General features: G+C 67.1%; 16 protein-coding genes. 13 read left to right on the forward strand and 3 right to left on the reverse strand.

Annotation, left to right across the window (positions count from 1 at the left end):
* Nucleotides 1-114: 114 nt before the first annotated feature.
* On the reverse strand, nt 115-1,230 hold the full coding sequence (locus tag IAE56_RS10690; RefSeq protein ID WP_200752531.1) for a pyridoxal phosphate-dependent aminotransferase: 1,116 nt from the start codon (nt 1,228-1,230) through the stop codon (nt 115-117).
* Nucleotides 1,231-1,482: 252 nt separating this feature from the next.
* Between IAE56_RS10690 and ligA the strand changes: the two genes are divergently transcribed.
* From ligA to IAE56_RS10740, 10 genes are all read left to right on the forward strand, one after another.
* Nucleotides 1,483-3,948, forward strand: a complete 2,466-nt coding sequence (ligA, locus tag IAE56_RS10695) for an NAD-dependent DNA ligase LigA (protein WP_200752532.1) — start codon at nt 1,483-1,485, stop codon at nt 3,946-3,948.
* A gap of 52 nt (nt 3,949-4,000) precedes the next feature.
* Nucleotides 4,001-4,486 (forward strand): GNAT family N-acetyltransferase, encoded by a 486-nt coding sequence (locus tag IAE56_RS10700; protein ID WP_108769249.1) that lies wholly within the window; start codon nt 4,001-4,003, stop codon nt 4,484-4,486.
* 11 nt (nt 4,487-4,497) lie between these two features.
* Nucleotides 4,498-5,439, forward strand: a complete 942-nt coding sequence (epmA, locus tag IAE56_RS10705) for an EF-P lysine aminoacylase EpmA (RefSeq protein ID WP_200752542.1) — start codon at nt 4,498-4,500, stop codon at nt 5,437-5,439.
* 132 nt (nt 5,440-5,571) lie between these two features.
* On the forward strand, nt 5,572-6,312 hold the full coding sequence (locus IAE56_RS10710; RefSeq protein WP_200752533.1) for a DUF3011 domain-containing protein: 741 nt from the start codon (nt 5,572-5,574) through the stop codon (nt 6,310-6,312).
* A gap of 47 nt (nt 6,313-6,359) precedes the next feature.
* Nucleotides 6,360-7,424, forward strand: coding sequence for an S-methyl-5-thioribose-1-phosphate isomerase (gene mtnA / locus IAE56_RS10715; protein ID WP_200752534.1), 1,065 nt, complete (start codon nt 6,360-6,362; stop codon nt 7,422-7,424).
* Between the two features lie 260 nt (nt 7,425-7,684).
* Complete coding sequence (gene gyrA, locus IAE56_RS10720; RefSeq protein ID WP_108769245.1) at nt 7,685-10,399, forward strand: DNA gyrase subunit A; 2,715 nt, start codon at nt 7,685-7,687, stop codon at nt 10,397-10,399.
* A gap of 180 nt (nt 10,400-10,579) precedes the next feature.
* Nucleotides 10,580-13,120 (forward strand): membrane-bound PQQ-dependent dehydrogenase, glucose/quinate/shikimate family, encoded by a 2,541-nt coding sequence (locus tag IAE56_RS10725; protein WP_200752535.1) that lies wholly within the window; start codon nt 10,580-10,582, stop codon nt 13,118-13,120.
* Nucleotides 13,121-13,295: 175 nt separating this feature from the next.
* Nucleotides 13,296-13,763 (forward strand): transposase, encoded by a 468-nt coding sequence (locus IAE56_RS10730; protein ID WP_108770709.1) that lies wholly within the window; start codon nt 13,296-13,298, stop codon nt 13,761-13,763.
* Between the two features lie 205 nt (nt 13,764-13,968).
* Nucleotides 13,969-15,321, forward strand: coding sequence for a serine hydrolase domain-containing protein (locus IAE56_RS10735; RefSeq protein WP_234456014.1), 1,353 nt, complete (start codon nt 13,969-13,971; stop codon nt 15,319-15,321).
* 23 nt (nt 15,322-15,344) lie between these two features.
* On the forward strand, nt 15,345-15,608 hold the full coding sequence (locus tag IAE56_RS10740; RefSeq protein ID WP_200752537.1) for a hypothetical protein: 264 nt from the start codon (nt 15,345-15,347) through the stop codon (nt 15,606-15,608).
* A 14-nt stretch (nt 15,609-15,622) separates the two neighbouring features.
* On the opposite strand, the gene IAE56_RS10745 is transcribed toward IAE56_RS10740, so the two are convergent.
* The gene (locus IAE56_RS10745) at nt 15,623-16,015 is read right to left on the reverse strand and encodes a DUF3037 domain-containing protein (RefSeq protein WP_200752538.1); all 393 of its coding nucleotides are present in this window, start codon (nt 16,013-16,015) and stop codon (nt 15,623-15,625) included.
* Complete coding sequence (locus tag IAE56_RS10750; protein ID WP_108769241.1) at nt 15,993-16,769, reverse strand: HipA family kinase; 777 nt, start codon at nt 16,767-16,769, stop codon at nt 15,993-15,995. The genes IAE56_RS10745 and IAE56_RS10750 overlap by 23 nt, the downstream gene beginning before the upstream one ends.
* A gap of 105 nt (nt 16,770-16,874) precedes the next feature.
* Here IAE56_RS10750 and IAE56_RS10755 point away from each other — a divergent pair, with 105 nt between their 5' ends.
* The 3 genes from IAE56_RS10755 to IAE56_RS10765 all read left to right on the forward strand — a co-directional run bounded on the left by IAE56_RS10755 (nt 16,875) and on the right by IAE56_RS10765 (nt 20,679).
* The gene (locus IAE56_RS10755) at nt 16,875-17,480 is read left to right on the forward strand and encodes a hypothetical protein (protein ID WP_200752539.1); all 606 of its coding nucleotides are present in this window, start codon (nt 16,875-16,877) and stop codon (nt 17,478-17,480) included.
* A 274-nt stretch (nt 17,481-17,754) separates the two neighbouring features.
* On the forward strand, nt 17,755-18,084 hold the full coding sequence (locus IAE56_RS10760; protein ID WP_200752540.1) for a hypothetical protein: 330 nt from the start codon (nt 17,755-17,757) through the stop codon (nt 18,082-18,084).
* Nucleotides 18,085-18,216: 132 nt separating this feature from the next.
* A complete protein-coding gene (locus tag IAE56_RS10765; RefSeq protein ID WP_200752541.1) occupies nt 18,217-20,679 on the forward strand; it encodes a prolyl oligopeptidase family serine peptidase in 2,463 nt (820 codons plus the stop codon).
* The last annotated feature ends 98 nt before the right edge of the window (nt 20,680-20,777 follow it).

Genomic DNA, 20,777 nt, shown 5'->3' on the forward strand with positions numbered 1-20,777 from the left:
CATTGGCTGGCTGAAGTAGCTTGGGTATCGCTTGAATGCGGTCAGGCTTGTAGGGAAGGCCCCAGTCGAGCATGGCTCGACTCTACAAAAGCCCCAGTCGAGCATGGCTCGACTCTACACGGGGACGCCGGCGACCTTCGCGAACGCCTGGCGGAACGCCGCCATTTCTTCTTCTGTACCGACGGTCACCCGCACCCGCTGCGGCCAGATCGGCCAGCTGCGGCCGATCACCACGCCGTTGTCGGCCATCGCCTTGGCGAACGCGTTGCCGTCGCGCTGCACATCCACCACGAAGCAGTTGGCTTCGGACGGCACGCAGCTGAAGCCGCGCTTGCCCAGCCAGGCGATGGTGGCCTGGCGCACCTTGGCATTCTGCAGCCGGCGCTGCGCGATCAACTGCGTGTCCTGCAGGCTGGCCAGCGCGGCGGCCAGCGCCGGCACCGGCAGCGGGTTCTCGCCCAGGCTGGCCAGTTCGCGCAGGCGGTCGGGGTGGGCTGCCGCCACGCCCAGCCGCAGGCCGGCCATGCCGTACAGCTTGGAGAACGTCCGCAGCACGATCAGGTCATCGCGCTGGGCAACCTGTGCGATCAGGCTGGGCTGATCGCTGTACTGCAGATAGGCCTCGTCCACCAGCACGCGGGTGGCGGACGGCTTGTTGGCCATCAGCCACGCCAGCTCGGCCGGCGGGCTGATCGAGCCGGTCGGGTTGTTGGGATTGCAGACGTAGATCAGCCCCGTCGGTTGCGAATGCGCGGCCGCCGACATCGCGCGAAGGTCGTGCGCGCCGTCATTGCGCAGCGGCACTTTCTGCACCTGGGCACCGCGCGCGGCAGCCATGTCACCGAGGGTTTCGAAGGTCGGGTCGGCCACCACCAGCGCCGCCTGCGGGCCGGTCCACAGCGTGGCGGCGCGGTTCAACGGCTCGCTGGAACCCGGGTAGAGGCGCACATGATCGGCCGGGATGCCGGCCTGGGCGACGAAGGCATCGCGCACCTGCCCCGCCAGGGCGAACTGATACCGGCCGCTGCCGGCAACGCTGTCGCGTGCCGCCTGCTGGGCGGCGGGCGAGGGGCCATACGGGCACTCATTGAAATTGAGCAGGACCGGGCCGGCGGCAGCGGGTGCCGCGGTGGGCTGGGCATGGCCGAGGCGCGGCAGGCTGCTGCCGGCGGCGACAAGGCCGACCCCGGCCAGTTGCAGGAAGTGGCGGCGGGAAGCGGGCAGGGACACGGGCAGGATTCCGGAGGGCAACCGCAGCACGCTAACGCTGGTGGGAGTGGGCGGCAAGCAGGCGTCTGTAGAGTCGAGCTTGCTCGACTGCTGTTGCCCGGCCAGTCGAGCAAGCTCGACGCTACAAGTGCGGCAATCCACAGGCGGGGTCAGAGCCCCTTCGGGGATCCGACCCCTGGCGGCGCGTGCATGACGAGGCCTGACACCCGGGCGCGGTAGAATTCACGGCCATCCCAGAAGTATCGGATCCCGATGAGCTCCAGCCCCGCCGAACGCGCCGAAGACCTTCGCCGGCAGATCGCCCAGGCCAACCGCGCCTACCACGAGCTGGACGCGCCGGAGATCCCCGACGTCGACTACGACCGGCTGGTGCGCGAGCTGGAAGCGCTGGAGCAGGAGCACCCGGAACTGGCCCGCGCCGACAGCCCCACCCAGCAGGTGGGCGCGCGTCCGTCTGGGCGCTTCGCCGAGGTGCGCCACGCGGTGCCGATGCTGTCGCTGTCCAATGCCTTCAGCGACGAGGAAGTGGCCGATTTCGTGCGCCGCATCGACGAGCGCCTGGGGCGCCGCAGCCTGCAGTTCTCGGCCGAACCGAAGATGGATGGCCTGGCGATCAGCCTGCGCTATGAAGACGGTCAGTTCGTGCTGGGCGCCACCCGTGGCGATGGCAGCACCGGCGAGGACGTGACCGCCAACCTGCGCGAGATCGGCGACATTCCCAAGCGACTGCACGGCCAGGACTGGCCGGACGTGCTGGAAGTTCGCGGCGAGGTCTACATGGCCCGTGCCGATTTCGAGGCCTACAACGATCGCGCGCGCCTGCACGGCGGCAAGGTGCTGGCCAATCCGCGCAACGCCGCGGCCGGTTCGCTGCGCCAGCTGGATGCAAAGATCAGCGCGCAGCGCAGGCTCAGCTTCTTCGCCTACGGCACCGGCGAAGTGCAGGGCGGCGAGCTGCCTGATACCCATTCGGGCACGCTGGCGCAGCTGGGTGCCTGGGGGTTCCCGGTGAGCGAACTGTGCAAGGTGGTCGACGGCACCGACGGCCTGCTCGGCTATTACCGTGACATCGGCGAGCGCCGCGACGGCCTGCCGTTCGATATCGATGGCGTGGTCTACAAGCTGGATGACCGCGCCGGCCAGCAGGCGATGGGCTTCGTCTCGCGCGCACCGCGCTGGGCGATCGCGCACAAGTTCCCGGCACAGGAACAGAGCACCACCGTGGAGGCGATCGAGATCCAGATCGGCCGCACCGGCGCCGCAACGCCCGTCGCGCGCCTGGCGCCGGTAGCGGTCGCCGGTGTGATCGTGTCCAACGCCACCCTGCACAATGCCGATCAGATCGCACGCCTGGACGTGCGCGTGGGCGACAGTGTGATCGTGCGCCGTGCCGGCGATGTCATTCCCGAAGTGGTCAGCGTCATCCTTGACCGTCGTCCGCAGGGCACTACCCCGTGGCAGATGCCGACCCGCTGCCCGGTGTGCGGCTCGGAGATCGTGCGCGAGGAAGGTGCCGCCGCGTGGCGTTGCTCGGGCGAACTGTCCTGCCCGGCGCAGCGCAAGGAAGCCATCGCGCACTTCGCATCGCGCCGCGCGATGGATATCGACGGCCTCGGTGACAAGTACATCGAAACCCTGGTCGACGCCGGCATCGTCAAGCGCGTCGCCGATCTGTACCAGCTCACCCGCGACCAGCTGCTGCACCTGAAGCTGGTGCTCGATGCCGAAGATCCCTCGGCGCTGGCCAACAACCTGAAACCGCATCTGCCGGCCGAAGGCAGTGGCGACGTGCTGAAGGCCGTGCTCAAGCTCGACGGCCAGGACCCGGCATGGCGCGCGCAGGCGCTGGTGCAGCCGGTCGCGTTCGAATGGAACACGAAGAAGATCGCGACCAAGTGGGCCGACAACCTGATCGCCGCCATCGATGCCAGCCGCGAGGCCAGCCTGGAACGGTTGCTGTTCGCACTCGGCATCGAACATGTGGGCGAGAGCACGGCCAAGGCGCTGGCGCTGTGGTTTGGTGATCTGGCCTTGATCCGCCGCCTGCCGTGGCCGCTGTTCAAGCGCGTGCCGGACATCGGTGGCGAAGTGGCGCGCTCGCTGGGTCATTTCTTCGAGCAGCAAGGCAACCAGGACGCCATCGACGCGCTGCTGCAGGTCGGCCAGGTACGCATCCGTGATGCCCATCCGCCGAGCGCGAAGCTGCGTGAGGGCCTGGACTTGGCCCAGCTGCTGGTGGAAGCCGAGATTCCCGGCATCACCCGCCTGCGCGCGGAGAAGCTGGTTGCGAAGCTGCCCAGCGCACAGGCCGTGCTCGATGCCGAGCACGGCCAGTTCGTCAATGCCGGCCTGCCCGATGACACCGCGCGTGGCGTCGCCCAGTGGCTGGACACCGATGGCCATGGCGCGATGCTGCTGGCGGCGGAAATCGAGATGCAGCACATCCTGGCCAAGGCGCCGGCGCTGGCCGAGGTCGTGGCCGGTCCGTTGGATGGGCAGACGGTGGTGCTTACCGGCACGCTCTCCCAGCTCACCCGCGATGCCGCCAAGGACCGCTTGGAGGCACTGGGCGCCAAGGTGTCCGGCAGTGTCTCCAAGAAGACCAGTTTCCTGGTGGCGGGCACCGAGGCCGGCTCCAAGCTGGACAAGGCGCAGTCGCTGGGCGTGCCGGTGTGGGATGAAGACCGCCTGCTGGCCTACCTGGCCGAACACGAATGATGACCCCGCCGGGCGCCACGCGCGCCCGGCCTGATGCACGAGAGGACACCCGATGCAGACCGCCCCGCTGGATTTCCGCCTGGCCACCCGCGCCGATGAGGACGTGCTGATCGCGTTGATGCGCGAGTTCTACGCCGAAGACAAGATCGAATTCGATGACGCGCGCGTACGCCGCGGCGTCGATGCGCTGCTGGCCGACCCCCGCAACGGCGAAGTGCTGCTGTGGCTGGATGAAGCGGGCGAGGTCTGCGGCTACGCGGTGATCGCGATGGGCTTCAGCCTGGAGCAGGGCGGTCACTTCGTGCTGCTGGACGAGCTGTACCTGGCGCACCGCGCGCGCGGCCGCGGCCGCGGCAAGCAGGCGCTGGCCACCTGCGAACAGCGTGCGCGCGGGCGCGGTGTCAGCCGCATGCGCCTGGAGGTGAATCACCACAACGAGCTGGCGCGGCGCCTGTATCTGGCCAGCGGCTACATCGATGACACCCGCGATCTGCTGACCCTGCCGCTGGACCATCCGCGCCCGGAGGGCATTCTGTGAGCGAGGCCCTGATGCACGCGCTGCAGCTGCGTGCGGCGCTCAATGCGCTGCTGCGCCGCTTCTTCGCCGACCGTGACGTGCTGGAAGTGGAAACGCCGATCCTCTCGGTGGCGGGCAACACCGAACCGAACATCGACAGTTTCCATACTGATTTCAGTGGCCACGTCGATGCCGGTGGCCGCCGCCGCTGGCTGCGCACCTCGCCGGAATTCCCGCTCAAGCGCCTGCTCGCTGCCGGCGTGGGTGACTGCTACGAACTCGGCCGGGTGTTCCGCAACGGCGAGGCCGGTGGTCGCCACAATCCCGAGTTCACCATGCTGGAGTGGTACCGCGTGGGCTGGGATCACCATCGCCTGATGCAGGAAACCGCCGAGCTGGTGCGCGAAGCACTGGCGCTGGTCGGGCGCACGGCGACCCTGCGCGTGCTCAGCTACCGCGAACTGTTCCAGCAGCACGCCGGCGTCGATCCGTTCGATGCGGACGAAGCGGCGTTGCGCGCGGCGCTGGGTGAGGTGCACATCGACCCGGTCGGCCTGACCCGCGATGACTGGCTGGACCTGCTGATGACCCATCGCATCCAACCGCACTTCGATGACGCGGTCATGACCGTGGTCCATGACTGGCCGGCCAGCCAGGCCGCGCTGGCACGCATCCGCGCGGGCACGCCGCCACTGGCCGAGCGCTTTGAGTTGTATCTGGGTGCGGTCGAGCTTGCCAACGGCTATCACGAGCTGAACGATGCCGCCGAGCAGCGTGCGCGCTTCGAGCGTGACCAGCAGCGCCGGCACGAACGCGGCCAGGTGCAGCCTGCGCTGGATGAGGCACTGCTGTCCGCGCTGCCTGCCATGCCGGTCTGTGCAGGCGTGGCGGTGGGCGTGGACCGCCTGCTGATGGCGATGAACCGCACGCCGCGCATCGCTGATGTCCTTGCGTTTGATTTCGCCCACGCCTGAACGACCGCGCGCGATCTGCGCCTGAACAAAAACAACGGAATTCGCGCTTGATTCAGCAAGCACGATGATGGTCTTATCACGCCTGATGCAGGACACTGGCATCGTGGTTCATCCGCTCCGTTGGGGAATGCTTTGGTCAAGTGGTTTGCGGTCGTCGCGGCACCGGTGTACTCCATGGCGATATGGGGCGGCCTGCTGCCGTCGTCGGCGTCTGCCCAGGCAGCGGGCTACGAAGGCGAAGTAGTAACCTGCGAATCGCGCGACATGGGCTGGGTGCACTGCGATATCGACGTCAGCAACGGCGTCGACCTGGTGCGCCAGCTGTCGAGCAACACCTGCATCCGTGGCAGCGAGTGGGGTACCGACCGCAGCGGCGTGTGGGTGACTCTGGGCTGCCGTGCCGAATTCCGTGCACGCGGCGCTGAAGGTACCGCCAGCTCCGCCGCTGCCGGCGAAGGCAAGAGCAAGCACCTGGTGCGCCGCGTGGTGCGCTGCGAATCCAATGGCCGCCCGCAGAGCTGCCCGGTGCGGCTGGATGGCGCGCCGGTGCGACTGCTGCGCCAGCTCTCGGTGCTGCCGTGCCGCGAAGGGCAGGGCTGGGGCTACAAGCGCAATGAAGTCTGGACCAGCCGCGGCTGCCAGGGCGATTTCGAAGTGGCCGACGATGCCGGGCGTTTCGTAGACGTGGCCCGCAAGCTGACCTGCGAATCCAAGTCCAAGCGGCGGCGCTTCTGCGGCGCCACCATTTCCACCGAGGCCAAGGTCATCAAGCAGCTGTCCGGCACAGCCTGCGAGGAAGGCAAGACCTGGGGCTGGAGCCGCAACGGCATCTGGGTGGACGGCGGCTGCCGCGCCGATTTCTCGGTGAATTGAGCCCGGGCAGGCTCCAACCACGCGGGGCGTGGCCCTACAATGGGCCCATGAACACTGCCACCGACCTCGACTACGCCCGCTACGACCACATCCGCCCGATCCTGTGGACCGGCGATGCCCTGCAACTGCTCGACCAGCGCAAGCTGCCGTTCGTGGTCGAACACGTGGTCTGCCATGACAGCGACGACGTCGCCACCGCCATCCACGCGCTGACCGTGCGCGGTGCGCCGGCCATCGGCATTGCCGCCGCCTGGGGCGTGGTGCTGGCCGCGCGCGAGGTGCAGGCCGCCGACGGCGCGCACGCCCTGCAGCAGCTGGAACCGGCCCTGCAGCGGCTGAACGCCTCGCGCCCGACCGCGGTGAACCTGGCCTGGGCACTGGCCCGCATGCGCCGTTGCCTGACCGCCGCCGGCGCCGACTGGAAGGCGTTGCTGGAAGCCGAGGCCCAGGCCATCGCCGAGGAAGACCTGGCCGCCAATCGTCACATGGGCGCGCTGGGTGCCGGCCTGATCGACGCCGGCAGCGGTGTCCTGACCCATTGCAACACCGGCTCGCTGGCCACCGCCGGCTTCGGTACCGCGCTGGGCGTGATCCGCGCCGGCATGGCCCAGCACCGCATCGCCCGCGTGTTTGCCGGTGAAACCCGACCGTGGCTGCAGGGTGCGCGCCTGACCGTGTGGGAGCTGCAGCAGGATGGCATCGATGCCACCCTGATCGCCGATTCCGCCGCCTCGCACCTGATGAAGACCGCTGCCGTGCAGTGGGTGATCGTCGGTGCCGACCGCATCTGCGCCAACGGCGATACCGCCAACAAGATCGGTACCTACCAGCTGGCCATCGCCGCCCGCCACCACGGGGTGAAGTTCATGGTTGTGGCCCCGTCCTCGACGGTGGACATGGACACCGTGGACGGCAGCCAGATCGAGATCGAGCAGCGCGACCCGGGCGAGCTGTACGGCGTGGGCGGTACCCGCACCGTGGCCGAGGGCATCGCCGCCTGGAACCCGGTGTTCGACGTCACCCCGGGCGAGCTGATCGACGCCATCGTGACCGAGCGCGGGGTCATCCTGAACCCGACCGCCGAGAACATGCGCGCCGCCTTCGGCGGCTGAGGCCGCGCGGGGTCGGATGCCTGTAGAGCCGAGCCGACGCTCGGCTCAGCCGGGGAATCCACCGCAGCCGGGCATGGGCTCGGCTCTACAGGGGCGCCATGGACCCCTAAGTTCCTGATTTGTGCCGGTAAAATCCCCGTAAAGGGAGGCGGAAAACGGCCTGTTGTGGTAGTATCCACAGGTTGAATCGAGGTTCCGGCACGACCCCCTCCCGCAGAGGGCTGCGCCGGACTGGACCGCTACCAGACAACGGAACCCGAATGGCAGAAACCGCCAAGGAAATCATCCAGGTCAACCTGGAAGACGAGATGCGCAAGAGCTACCTCGATTACGCGATGAGCGTGATCGTGGGCCGCGCGCTCCCGGATGCGCGCGACGGCCTCAAGCCGGTGCATCGCCGCGTGCTGTTCGCGATGAACGAGTTGAACGCGCACAGCAACAAGCCCTACTTCAAGTCGGCGCGTATCGTCGGTGACGTCATCGGTAAGTACCACCCGCATGGCGATCAGTCGGTGTACGACACGCTGGTGCGTCTGGCACAGCCGTTCTCGCTGCGTTACATGCTGGTCGACGGCCAGGGTAACTTCGGCTCGATCGATGGCGACTCCGCCGCGGCCATGCGATACACCGAAGCGCGCATGTCGCGCCTCGCGCATGAGCTGATGGCCGACATCGACAAGGAAACCGTCGATTTCCAGCCCAACTACGACGAAAAGGAACTGGAGCCGACGGTCATGCCGACCCGGTTCCCGAACCTGCTGGTCAATGGTTCGGCCGGTATCGCGGTGGGTATGGCCACCAACATCCCGCCGCACAACCTGAGCGAGTCGATCAACGCCTGCATCGCGCTGATCGACAACCCGGAGATCGATGTCGACGGCCTGATGGAGTACATCCCGGGCCCCGATTTCCCGACCGCCGGCATCATCAACGGCACCGCCGGCATCGTCGCCGGCTACCGCACCGGCCGTGGCCGCGTGCGCATCCGTGCCCGTGCCGATATCGAAGTGGCCGACAACGGCCGCGAATCGATCATCGTCACTGAAATTCCTTACCAGGTGAACAAGGCGCGTCTGATCGAAAAGATCGCCGAGCTGGTCAAGGAAAAGAAGATCGAAGGCATCAGCGAGCTGCGCGATGAGTCCGACAAGGACGGCATGCGCATCTACATCGAGATCAAGCGCGGTGAATCTGCCGAGGTTGTGCTGAACAACCTGTACCAGCAGACGCAGATGGAATCGGTGTTCGGCATCAACATGGTGGCGCTGGTCGACGGCCGCCCGCAGTTGATGAACCTCAAGCAGATGCTCGAGGCCTTCGTCCGCCACCGTCGCGAAGTGGTCACCCGCCGCACCGTGTTCGAGCTGCGCAAGGCGCGCGCCCGTGCCCACGTGCTGGAAGGCCTGACCGTCGCGCTGGCCAACATCGACGAGATGATCGAACTGATCAAGACCTCGCCGAACCCCAACGAAGCGCGCGAACGCATGCTCGCCCGCCTGTGGGAACCGGGTCTGGTCGGTTCGATGCTGGGCGCCGCCGGTGCCGAAGCCTCGCGTCCGGAAGACCTGCCCAAGGGCGTGGGCCTGATCGAGGGCGGCTACCAGCTGACCGAGATCCAGGCTACCCAGATCCTGGAAATGCGCCTGCACCGCCTGACCGGGCTGGAGCAGGACCGCCTGACCGACGAGTACAAGCAGCTGCTGGAAGTGATCGCCGGGCTGATCCACATCCTCGAAGATCCCGACCGCCTGCGCCAGGTCATCCGCGAGGAACTGGTCAACGTCAAGGCAGAATTCGGCGACGAGCGTCGCACCGAGATCCGCCACAGCGAAGAAGACCTGGACATCCTCGACCTGATCGCGCCGGAAGACGTGGTGGTTACCGTGTCCCACGCCGGTTACGTGAAGCGCCAGCCGGTGAGCGTGTACCGCGCGCAGCGCCGTGGTGGCCGTGGCCGCAGTGCCGCGTCGACCAAGGAAGAGGATTTCATCGAACAGCTGTGGCTGGTCAACACGCACGACACGCTGCTGACCTTCACCAGTTCGGGCAAGGTGTTCTGGCTGCCGGTGTACCAGCTGCCCGAAGCCGGCTCCAACGCCCGCGGCCGTCCGATCATCAACTGGATCCCGCTGGAACCGGGCGAACGCGTGCAGGCCGTGCTGCCGGTGCGCGAGTACGCCGATGGCCAGTTCGTGTTCTTCGCCACCAGGAACGGTACGGTCAAGAAGACCCCGCTGGGCGAGTTCGCCTTCCGTCTGGCCCGCGGCAAGATCGCGATCAACCTGGACGAAGGCGATGCTCTGGTCGGCGTCGGCCTGACCGACGGCGAGCGTGACATCCTGCTGTTCGCCTCGAATGGCAAGACCGTGCGCTTCGGCGAGGACAAGGTCCGCTCGATGGGCCGTACCGCCACCGGCGTGCGCGGCATCAAGATGCCGGCCGGCGAGGAAGTGGTCAGCCTGATCGTGGCCGAGAGTGCCGGCGGCAGCGAGGACGAGAACGAGGACGACAATGGTGTCGAGGAAACCGCAGCCACTGGCGATGCGGTGATCGACGGCGCCGACGACGCCAGCGTGCAGTACATCCTGACCGCCACCGAGAACGGCTACGGCAAGCGCACCCCGCTGCCGGACTACCCGCGCAAGGGGCGTGGCACCCAGGGCGTGATCGGCATCCAGACCACCGAGCGCAACGGCAAGCTGGTCGCCGCGGTGCTGATGGGTTCGGATGACGAGGTCCTGCTGATCTCCGACGGCGGCACCCTGGTGCGTACCCGTGGCTCTGAAATCAGCCGCGTCGGCCGCAACACCCAGGGCGTCACCCTGATCCGCCTGTCCAAGGACGAGAAGCTGCAGGCAGTGGAGCGCATGGATGCCTCGATCGACGAGGACGAGGACGAGGTGGCCGCCGCCGCCCCGGCCGCGACCGACGGCGCACCGGCTGCTGCCAGCAGCGAGGACGCCGCCCAGGAGTGATCCTGCCGCGATGAGAGGTACCCGACGACGCCGGCCTTGTGCCGGCGTCGTTGTATGTGGGCAAAGAACGCATTCATTTCACAGGCAGGGGCGGATAAAGGTTGGCGAACCAGCGGACGATGCCGTCCGCAGTGGAACCCCCCGTCCAACCGACTACCCGGTCGCGCCCTGGAGCCTGAAATGCCTGCCGCCCCCGCTGCTGTTCCTCCCGATGGCCAGACCCTCCCGCCGCGTCGCCGGCACCCGGTGGCCACCGTTCTCTCCCTGCTGCTGATCCTGCTCGGCGCGGTCATCGGCGGCCTGGGCGTCTGGCTGCTCACGCTGGGCGGTTCCTGGTACTACGCCATCGCCGGCATCGCCATGCTGGTCAGCGGCGTGCTGCTGTGGGGCAACCGCCGCAGCGCCGCGCTGCTGTTCGCGCTCATCTTCGTCGGCACCCTGCTGTGGACATGGTGGGAATCGGGCAGCACCTACTGGCGCTGGGTGCCACGGCTGGGCCTGGTGACCGCGCTGGCGATCGTGATGGCGCTGCTGGCACCGACGCTGCAGCAGCCTTTCCCGCGTCGCGCATCGCGTGGTGTTGCGGCGGTGTTGATGCTGGTCTTCGTGGCGGCCTTCGCGCTGGCCTTCGTGCCGCATGGCGAAGTGCGCGGCGACCAGCCGTTCCCCGACGCGGCTGCGTCGACCGGCATCGATCCCACCGAGGACACCACGGGCCTGCAGCCCTCCGACCGACCGGCCGACGGTGACTGGGCCGCGTGGGGCCGCAACAACGCCGCGACGCGGTTCTCGCCGCTGCAGCAGATCACCCCGGACAACGTGGCCACGCTGCAACCGGCCTGGCAGTTCCGCACCGGCGACCTGCCGGAAAACCGCTGGGGCGCGGAAACCACGCCGCTCAAGATCGGCAACCGCCTGTACCTGTGCACCGCGCGCAACCAGCTGATCGCGCTCGATGCCAGTACCGGCAAGGAAATCTGGCGCTTCAATCCGAAGGTGAAAGACGCTTCGATTCCCTATACCGCAGCGTGCCGCGGCGTGTCCTATTACGAGCAGCCCAGTGGCGCCGCCGTGGTCGATGCCGCGCTCGCTGACGCGGCCGCCGATCTGGCACTGCCGGCGCCGCCGCCGACCCCCGGCGCGGCCAGCGTGCCCGGCAACCGCCCGGCCTGCACCGCGCGCATCATCGAAGGCACCCTGGACGGCCGCATCATCGCGGTGGACGCGGACAGCGGAAAGCCGTGCGCCAACTTCGGCAACAACGGGCAGGTCGACATCACCCTGGGCATGGGCAAGACGCCGCCGGGCTACGTCTCCATCACCTCGCCGCCGGCCATCGTGCGCGGCGTCATCGTCACCGGCCACCAGGTGCTGGACGGCCAGCGCCGCGATGCACCCTCGGGCGTCATCCAGGCCTATGACGCAGTGACCGGCAAGCTGCGCTGGGCCTGGGACATGGACCAGCCGGAACTGACCGGCCTGCCGGCGCAGGGCAAGGAATACACGCGCGGTACGCCGAACATGTGGACCACCGCCACCGGCGATGAAAAGCTGGGCCTGGTCTACCTGCCGATGGGTAATTCCGCGGGCGATTACTGGAGCGGCTCGCGCACCGAGAACCAGAACAAGTACGCGACCTCGCTGGTGGCCATCGACGTGACCACCGGCAAGCCGGCCTGGCATTTCCAGGCCGTGCGCAAGGATGTCTGGGACTACGACATGGGCTCGCAGGCGAGCCTGATCGACTACCCGACCGCGCAGGGCAAGGTGCCGGCCATCCTGCTGCCGACCAAGCAGGGCGACATGTACATCCTCGACCGCCGCACCGGCCAGCTGCTGACCCCGGCCGAAGAGCGCAAGGTGCCCGGTGGTGGTGCCGAGCCGGAGCAGCGTTCGCCCACCCAGCTGTTCTCGCTGTACCACACGCTGCGCCGCGAACACGATCTGACCGAGCAGGACATGTGGGGCATCACCCCGATTGATCAGCTGGTGTGCCGCATCCAGTTCCGCAAAGCGCATTACGAGGGTTTCTACACGCCGCCGAGCGCAGATCATCATTCGATTGAATACCCCGGCTACAACGGTGGTTCGGACTGGGGCAGCGTGGCCATCGATACGCGTCGCGGCGTGATCGTGGCCAACTACAACGACATGCCCAACTACAACCGGCTGGTGCCGCGCGCCGAAGCTGACCGCAAGGGCTGGCTGCCGCGCGAAGATATCCGCACCGACAAGGGTGGTGCCGAGGGTGCGGGTGACCCGCAGGTCGGTACGCCGTACGCCATCGACGTCAATGCTGGCTGGCGCCTGCCGTTCACCGGCCTGCTGTGCAAGCAGCCGCCCTACGGTGGCATCCGCGCGGTCGATCTGCGCACCGGCAAGCTGCTGTGGGATCGTCCGTTCGGCAGCGCCCGCGGCAATGGCCCGTTCGGCATCCGCTCCGGCCTGCCGATCGAGATTGGTACGCCCAACAATGGTGGCGCGGTGGTGACTGCCAGCGGCCTGATCTTCATCGCCGCCGCCACCGACGACCTGCTGCGTGCGATCGATCTGAAGTCCGGCAAGGAGCTGTGGCACGTCAAGCTGCCGGCCGGTGGCCAGGCCAACCCGATGGTGTACGAACAGGACGGCCGCCAGTACGTGGTGATCGTCGCGGCCGGGCACCACTTCATGGAAACGCCGAAGGGCGATTACGTGATGGCGTACGCGTTGCCGAAGTGACGGGGTAGAGTCGACCGTTGGTCGACTGCCTTTCGCGTCCCAACTAAAACCCCGCGCCTCGCGCGGGAGTCGACCAACGGTCGACTCTACCCAGTCGGCGTCGGGTCATATCCCTATGGGCTGACTGGCGTCACGCCGATGCCAAGACGGAACCAAGATGGGCATGTTCAACCACATGCCCAGTCCACAACTCCTCATCGGCCGCCGCTCCCTCATCGGCAACGTATACGCCATCACGATGATCTGCAGAAATCGTCGTCTCATCTTCGAAGATCCAACCAACGCCGGCATCGCCATGCACGTGTTGGAGGCAATGGACCAACAAGGCCTGACCGCGTCGCTTGCGTGGGTGGTCATGCCCGACCACCTGCATTGGCTTGCCCAGCTACGCGAAAATTCACTCGGCTACTGCGTGCAGCGCTTCAAGTCACGCAGCGGTTTGCTCATCAACCAACATCGCGGAAGCGCCGGGGCCCTCTGGCAGGCGGGCTACTTCGACCATGCGATCCGCAGTGAGGAATCACTGCGAAAGCATGCGCGCTACATCCTGGCCAATCCCATAAGGGCAGGATTGGCAACCCGGCTGGGCGAGTACCCCCATGGATGGTGCCGCTGGCCGCTGGATGACACCGCCCCAGGGTAGAGTCGAACGTTGGTCGACTGCACGTTGCGACCAGGCCAGAACCCCGCGCTTTGCGCGGTAGTCGACCAACGGTCGACTCTACCCACTCGGCACGCGCCAGCGTTGGGATAGGATGGCCGCACGCCTCGTCTGCGAAGGAATCGCCATGTTCGTGCGCTGTCTTTCCGCCCGCCCATTGCTCTGGGCCTTGTTGATGCTGTTGTGCATGGGCGCCGCGCACGCTGCGCCGCCCGCTCCTGAGGCCCGACGTGCGGCTGATGACTGGCTGGCAGCGTTCAATGCCGGCAGCCTGGAGCAGTTGCAGGCCTTCGCTGAGCGTTACGCCAAGAAGGACGGCAGCACTCCGCAGGACTATCTGGAGTTCCGCGAGTCGACCGGCCCGCTGAAGCTGCTGGAGGTGCGTGAGAGCACGCCACTGCAGGTGAAGCTGCTGGTGCTGGCGCAGCAGACCGAGCGTGCGATGCTGGTGACCGCGGAAATGGACCCGGCCCATCCGGAACATCTGAAGCGCTTCCATCTGGAAGGTACGCCCACGCCGGGAAAGTTCCAGCCCGCACGCGTCGCGTTGCCGGAGCTGATGGCCGACGCCCGCGCAAAGCTGGACGCCTTGGCCGCTCAGGACGCGCTGTCCGGTACGGTGCTGGTGGCGCAGAACGGGCGCGTGCTGCTGGACTGGCATGGTGGCCTGGCCGACCGCAGCACGAACAAGGCGGTCGACGCGCAGACGCAGTTCCGGCTGGCCTCGTCCAACAAGATGTTCACCTCGGTGGCCGTCCTGCAGCTGGTGCAGGCCGGAAAAGTGAGCCTGGACGATACGATCGGCAAGCACCTGCCGGACTATCCGAACAAGGCCGTCGCCGATACCGTGACCGTGCGCCAGCTGCTGACCCACACCAGTGGCCTGGGTGATTTCTTCGGCGATGATTTCGACCAGTACTCGGCCTCGTTGAAGACGCTGGATGACTACGTGCAGCGCTTCGCCAAGGATGCGCCGCAGTTCACGTCCGGCAGCCAGGACGCCTACTCCAACTACGGCTTCATTGTGCTTGGCCGCATCATCGAGGCCGTTTCCGGGCAGTCGTACTACGACTACGTGGACGCGCACATCCTGCGCCCGGCAGGAATGATGGCCACGGGCTTCGAGCCGGAAAAGGTGGACGTTGCTCAGCGTGCTGTCGCCTACACCAGGAAGGACGGGAACTGGGTGCGCGAAACGAAGACACTGCCCTGGCGCGGCATGTCGGCCGGTGGCGGTTACAGCACCGCCGCAGACATGCTGAAGTTCTGCGAGGCCCTGCGTAGCGGCAAGCTGGTATCGCCGGCGCTGCTGAAGCAGGCCACCACCGCGCAGAACCACAAGGGCTGGTATGGCTACGGCTTCGTCGTGCAGGGGCAGGGCAGCCAGCGCCAGTTCGGGCACGAGGGTGGGGCGCCGGGGTCGAACAGCGCCATCGTGGTGTTGCCCGAGCAGGGCTACGTGGTCATCGGCCTGGCCAACGTTGATCCGGATGCGGTGGGCAATGTGGTCAATTACATCGCGCGGCGGTTGCCGCTGTAAGTGGCCCTGATCGCAGGACAGGCGTGTTGACGCTGCACCGGCTGGCAAACCAGAATCGGGCCATGAACCGATTCGTTTCCCTGATGTGTCTGGTCGGCGGCGTGGCGTTCCTGCTGCGCGGCGTGCACGTGCTCCTCAATGGCATTCCGCCGATCGATGCCAGTGGCTCCAGCGTGGCGTACGCGCAGGGCTACCTGCACGGTCAGATGGCAGCGGGATGGCTGTTCATCGCCGCCGCCGGAAGCTGTGCGTTCATCGCATGGCGGCGGACACGCGCCGGACGTTGATACAAGGTGCCGCCTCAGCGCGGCACCCGCACCATCCTCGTCATCAGGTGCTCGACCACACCGGCCGGGTCGGCCGTGCGGCCGACGTGCGTGCTCGACATCTGCACGATCGAACTGCGCTTGGCCGTAAGGAAATGGAAGCGTGCACGCGCGGGCAGCTGCGCGATCGGGCCGGCATTGGCATCACCGCGGCAGATCGCCACGATGGCATCCAGCCACGGCTGCAGCGCTTCCAGATCGAGCGCCGGCGCGAACGCCTGCAGGCGTGCTGCGTCGATCTCGATGGCTGCTTCCAGATGGCGTGCGCCGGGGCAGGAGACGATCACCCCGACGTTGATGAACTCTTCGCGTTCCACCCGCGGTACCACGCGGATGACCGCATAGTCATACGTGTGCAGCGTGGGCACGGACGGCCTCCTGCACGAACACCGCACGCACCTTCAGGCGGTGCTTGAGGTAGTTGATATAACCCTGGCGGTAGGCCTGCGGGCTGTCGAAGGCCGGTTCGTCCACCAGCCAGCTGTCCGGCACCAGGCCGACGATGCGCTCGATTTCCGCATCGGGCAGGCGCGCGGCCAGCTCGGCATCCACTTCGGCAATGCGGCTGGCAAATGGCAGCAGCACGTGGTCGCGGATCAGCACGAAGGGCTTTTCGCAGGCGTCGCCGGCGTTGGCCCAGTCGTGATGGAAGTACATCGCCGCACCGTGGTCGATCAGGTACAGCTTGCGGTGCCAGACCATCAGGTTGGGGTTGCGCGTGGTGCGATCGACATTGCTGGTGAACGCATCGAACCAGACCAGGCGCGAGGCCAGGTCGGCATCCACCGGCATCGCGGCAGGATCGTAGTTGATCGCGCCGGGCAGGTAATCCAGGCCCAGGTTCAGGCCCTCGCTGGCACGGATCAGGTCCTGGATTTCCGGGTCCGGTTCGGTGCGGGCGAATTCGCTGTCCAGCTCCACGAACAGGATTTCCGGAATCGGCAGGCCGACCGAGCGGGCCATTTCGCCGGCGATCAGCTCGGCGATCAACGCTTTCGGACCCTGGCCGGCGCCACGGAACTTGAGCACGGCCATGCCGTCGTCGTCGGTCTCGACCACGGCGGGCAGGGAACCCCCTTCGCGGAGCGGGGTGATGTAACGGAGGGCGTGGACGGTTCGCACGGCGGGCGTTGATGGATGGGTTGTGCGCAGTTTACCTTGGCCACCCGCGCACGGTACGCGAGCGGGTGGATGTCAACGGAATGGAGCATTGCGATGGCGTGGGGTGTGGACGAAATCTATCTGGCCGCGACGGAACGGGCCGTAGCCTGGGCAGCAGGATCGCCGTTCGCACACATCTCCTACCTGGTGAAGGACCCCGTGGCATCCCGCGATGCACGGGGGGATGAGCATCGTCACAGCGTTGGCGAGCAGGGCCTTCTGGTGCTTCGCGGCGTAGGCAGTCCGCAAGGATTCCAATCCGGGCGTATGCCGGGGGCGGTGCATTGGGACGGGCTGCGGCCAGACGCCGGGGCAGCGCCGGTCGATGCCGCCGTTGGCGCGCAGCTCCAGGCGTACATGACGCAGATGGACATGCGCGGCCTGGATGCGCCCGATGCGTTCCGCGCGTGGCTGCGGGAGGTGTCGCTGCGCCTGCAGCAGCCGCTGATGTTTCATACCGCTTCGACGTTCGGCGGCACCTGCGACTACGACTACGCGCTGACCTATACGCCGACGGAGCGCCTGCATGCAACGCGTTTCGATGGTCTGCGGCCGTGCAGTCCGACGGCGCTGCAGTCCGGCCTGGCATGCCTGTCGATCACCCTGCCGACGAGCTACTTCGCACTGCATGAGCGCAGCTTCGATTGGGCTTCACGGGCGCTTCTGCAGTGAATCACCTTCGGCGGCGAGCGCGTCGGGAGCGCCCAGGGCGCCAGGATGAATGAGCAGGTCGGCATCCATAGGGCAGGCAGTCGCCAAACGTAACGGCCACTGTCTGACAGCGCGGCGGGCACGGCATTGTGCGCCATCTTCACTTCACACTGCCTCTGGCGATGGCAGCATTCATCCCCGGGGAGCATGAACCGGCCAGGATGGCCGTGGTGTACGAGAGCTGCCATCCTTCAAGCGTTTCCACGATGTTCTTGCAGGCTTTGGAGGTGCACCCATGAATGACGAATCCAATTCCCTGCTGCCGACCCTGGACGATGCCAAGGCCGAGCAGATGATCGGCAAAGTGGTGCTGGTGGGCATTACCCGCTACGGCGGCGATGGCCAGATGCGGGACCAGCAGCAGTATTCGGGCACGGTGCTGCGCATCAGTGCCGAGGAAGGCGTGGTGCTGGCCGACGAGGCCGATGGCCATGAACGTTACCTGCCGCCGATGCTCGACCAGTATCGGCCCGCGGAACCGGGTGAGTACCGGCTGCGGTCGGGCGGCGAGATCGTGGTCGACCCCGATTACCTGACCACGTGGGACCTCCACGCGCAGCAGTAAGGCAAGGGCCGGTGGGGTTTGCAGCATCCGGCCACTAGTCCTTCCGGCCCATTCACAACCCACCCCGGGGTGCTAGATTCGGCCGATGCCCGCTGTCTGGCGGGTGCCCAATCACACCCCAGGGGATCAAGGATGCTCATCCATCGCACCTCTCTGGCAGCGGCCATTGCCGTTGCCACCGTCGGCCTGTTGGCCGCTGGCCCGGCGCTTGCCGACTACGCAAAGCCGCCGGAGCACCTGCTCAAGGTGCTGAAGGCTCCGCCGCCGCCGGCACCGAACGTCGATCCGAGCGGGCAGCGCCTGCTGCTGACCACCGCGCAGACCTATCCGTCCATCGCCCGCGTGGCCCAGCCCTACCTGAAGCTGGCCGGCGTGCGCCTGGAGCCGAAGAACCGCAGCCGCCATGACACCCCCGGTGGCTACGGCATTCCGGCCTGCGTGGCCGATTTCAGCGTGGTGGAAATCGCCAGCGGCAAGACCACCAAGGTCGACCTGCCGCAGGGCTGCGCCGGTGGGGCCCTGTGGTCGGCCGATGGCAGCCACTTCGCGTTCCAGAACGCGGTCGATACCAGCGTGCAGCTGTGGGTGGGCGATGCAGCCACCGGCCAGGTCAAGCAGGTGCCGGGCGTGCAGCTCAATCCGATCTTCGGCAGCACCGTGCAGTGGCTGGGTGGCAGCCAGAACCTGCTGGTGAAGCTGGTGCCGGCCAACCAGGGCGCAGCCCCGTCCGACGGCGGCGTGCCGACCGGCCCGGACGCGCAGGAATCGCTGGGCAGCAGCGGCGAAAGCAGCACCTACGAAGCCCGCGACACGCTGACCAGCGCGCATGATGAGAAGCTGTTCGCCTACTACGGCGCCTCGCAGCTGGCCGTGGTCGACACCACCAGTGGCAAGGTCCGCCCAGTCGGCAGCGCCGCCATCTTCAACGATGTCAGCGCCGCGCCCGATGGCGTGCACGTGCTGACCGAATCGATCAAGCCGCCGTTCTCGCACGCGGTGACCTACCAGCGCTTCGCCAACGACGTTGCGGTGCTGGACATCGCCAGTGGCAAGATCACCGCCATCGCCAGCCTGCCGCTGGCCGACCGCGTGCCCGTGCATGGCGTGCCGGAAGGCCCGCGTGGTTTCGACTGGCGCTCCACCGATCCGGCTACCCTGGTCTATGCCGAAGCGCTGGACAAGGGCGACTGGAAGGTGAGCGTGCCGCACCGTGATCGCGTGCTGATGCTGAAGGCCCCGTTCAACGGCAAGCCGGTGGAGATCGCCCGCACCGCACAGCGTTTCGAAGGCCTGGCCTGGTCGGCGGATCCGGCCGTGTCCTTCATGTTCGAGAACGACGAGAACCGCCACTGGGTGCAGACCCGCATCGTCGATGTCGACCAGCCGAAGAAGGAAGGCCGCCTGCTGTGGGACATGTCCAGCGATGAGCTGTACGGCGACCCGGGCAACCTGGTGTTCAAGCGTCTGCCCAACGGCGCCGCAGTCGTGCGCCAGGAAGGCAATTTCGTGTTCCTGCGCGGGCAGGGCGCTTCGCCGCAGGGCGATCGTCCGTTCCTCGACCGCCTGGACCTGGGTTCGCTGAAGAGCGAGCGCCTGTTCCGCAGCGATGCCGATGCCTACGAGCAGTTCCTTGGTTTCAGCAACACCCCGGGCCGTTACCTGACCTGGCACCAGTCGGTGATGGACGCGCCGAACGCGTTCGTGCGCCAGCAGGGCGAGGCGGTTGCCGCAGCAAAGGACGGCGAGGCGCAGTTCGCATCCACCGCCACCGCGCTGACCAAGCTGGTCGACCCGACCCCGGAAGTGCGCCAGATCAAGAAGCAGCTGGTGACCTACAAGCGCGCCGACGGCGTGGATCTGTCCTTCACCCTGTACACCCCGCCGGGCTACAAGGAAGGCCAGCGCGTGCCGGCGATCCTGTACGCGTACCCGGCCGACTTCGCCAACGCCGCCCAGGCCGGCCAGGTGTCCGGTTCGCAGCAGACCTTCACCCGCCTGCAGCCGTACCGCCTGATGCTGCTGGCCGGCTACGCGATCATCGACAACGCCTCGTTCCCGATCGTCGGCGACCCGAAGACCGCCTATGACACCTACCTGGAGCAGCTGGAAGCCGACGCCAAGGCGGCGGTGGACAAGGCCGTGGACATGGGCGTGGTCGACCGCAACCGCATCGGTGTCACCGGCCACAGCCACGGCGGCCTGATGACCGCCAACCTGATCGCCCACACCAACCTGTTCAAGGCCGGCGTGGCGACCAGCGGTTCGTACAACAAGACGTTCACCCCGTTCGGCTTCCAGAACGAGCGTCGCTCGGTGTGGCAGGCGCAGGACGTGTACCTGAAGGCCTCGCCGTTCTTCTACGCCGACAAGATCAAGCTGCCGCTGCTGCTGGTCCACGGCGAAGACGATGCCAACCCGGGTACCGAGCCGTTCCAGTCGCGCAAGCTGTACCAGGCCATCCGTGGCAACGGCGGTACCACCCGCCTGGTGATGCTGCCGAACGAACCGCACTGGTACACCGCGCTGGAATCGAACGAGCAGCTGGTGTCGGAAATGCTGAACTGGTTCGACACCTACGTGAAGAACGCGAAGTAACGTCGAGCCTGCTCGGCTGCCCTTGTAGAGTCGAGCCATGCTCGACTGCTTTTGTAGAGTCGGGGGGGGGGGGGGGGGGGGGGGGGGGGGGGGGGGGG

It is taken from the genome of Stenotrophomonas sp. S41, from assembly GCF_016624625.1.
Classification (GTDB): domain Bacteria; phylum Pseudomonadota; class Gammaproteobacteria; order Xanthomonadales; family Xanthomonadaceae; genus Stenotrophomonas.

What these genes read in the sequence shown, in the direction of transcription:
- IAE56_RS10725 (WP_200752535.1), top strand. Translation starts at nt 10,580, where the DNA reads ATGCCTGCCGCCCCCGCTGCTGTTCCTCCCGATGGCCAGACCCTCCCG.
- ligA (WP_200752532.1), top strand. Translation starts at nt 1,483, where the DNA reads ATGAGCTCCAGCCCCGCCGAACGCGCCGAAGACCTTCGCCGGCAGATC.
- gyrA (WP_108769245.1), top strand. Translation starts at nt 7,685, where the DNA reads ATGGCAGAAACCGCCAAGGAAATCATCCAGGTCAACCTGGAAGACGAG.
- IAE56_RS10730 (WP_108770709.1), top strand. Translation starts at nt 13,296, where the DNA reads ATGCCCAGTCCACAACTCCTCATCGGCCGCCGCTCCCTCATCGGCAAC.
- IAE56_RS10735 (WP_234456014.1), top strand. Translation starts at nt 13,969, where the DNA reads ATGGGCGCCGCGCACGCTGCGCCGCCCGCTCCTGAGGCCCGACGTGCG.
- IAE56_RS10700 (WP_108769249.1), top strand. Translation starts at nt 4,001, where the DNA reads ATGCAGACCGCCCCGCTGGATTTCCGCCTGGCCACCCGCGCCGATGAG.
- epmA (WP_200752542.1), top strand. Translation starts at nt 4,498, where the DNA reads ATGCACGCGCTGCAGCTGCGTGCGGCGCTCAATGCGCTGCTGCGCCGC.
- IAE56_RS10765 (WP_200752541.1), top strand. Translation starts at nt 18,217, where the DNA reads ATGCTCATCCATCGCACCTCTCTGGCAGCGGCCATTGCCGTTGCCACC.
- mtnA (WP_200752534.1), top strand. Translation starts at nt 6,360, where the DNA reads ATGAACACTGCCACCGACCTCGACTACGCCCGCTACGACCACATCCGC.
- IAE56_RS10760 (WP_200752540.1), top strand. Translation starts at nt 17,755, where the DNA reads ATGAATGACGAATCCAATTCCCTGCTGCCGACCCTGGACGATGCCAAG.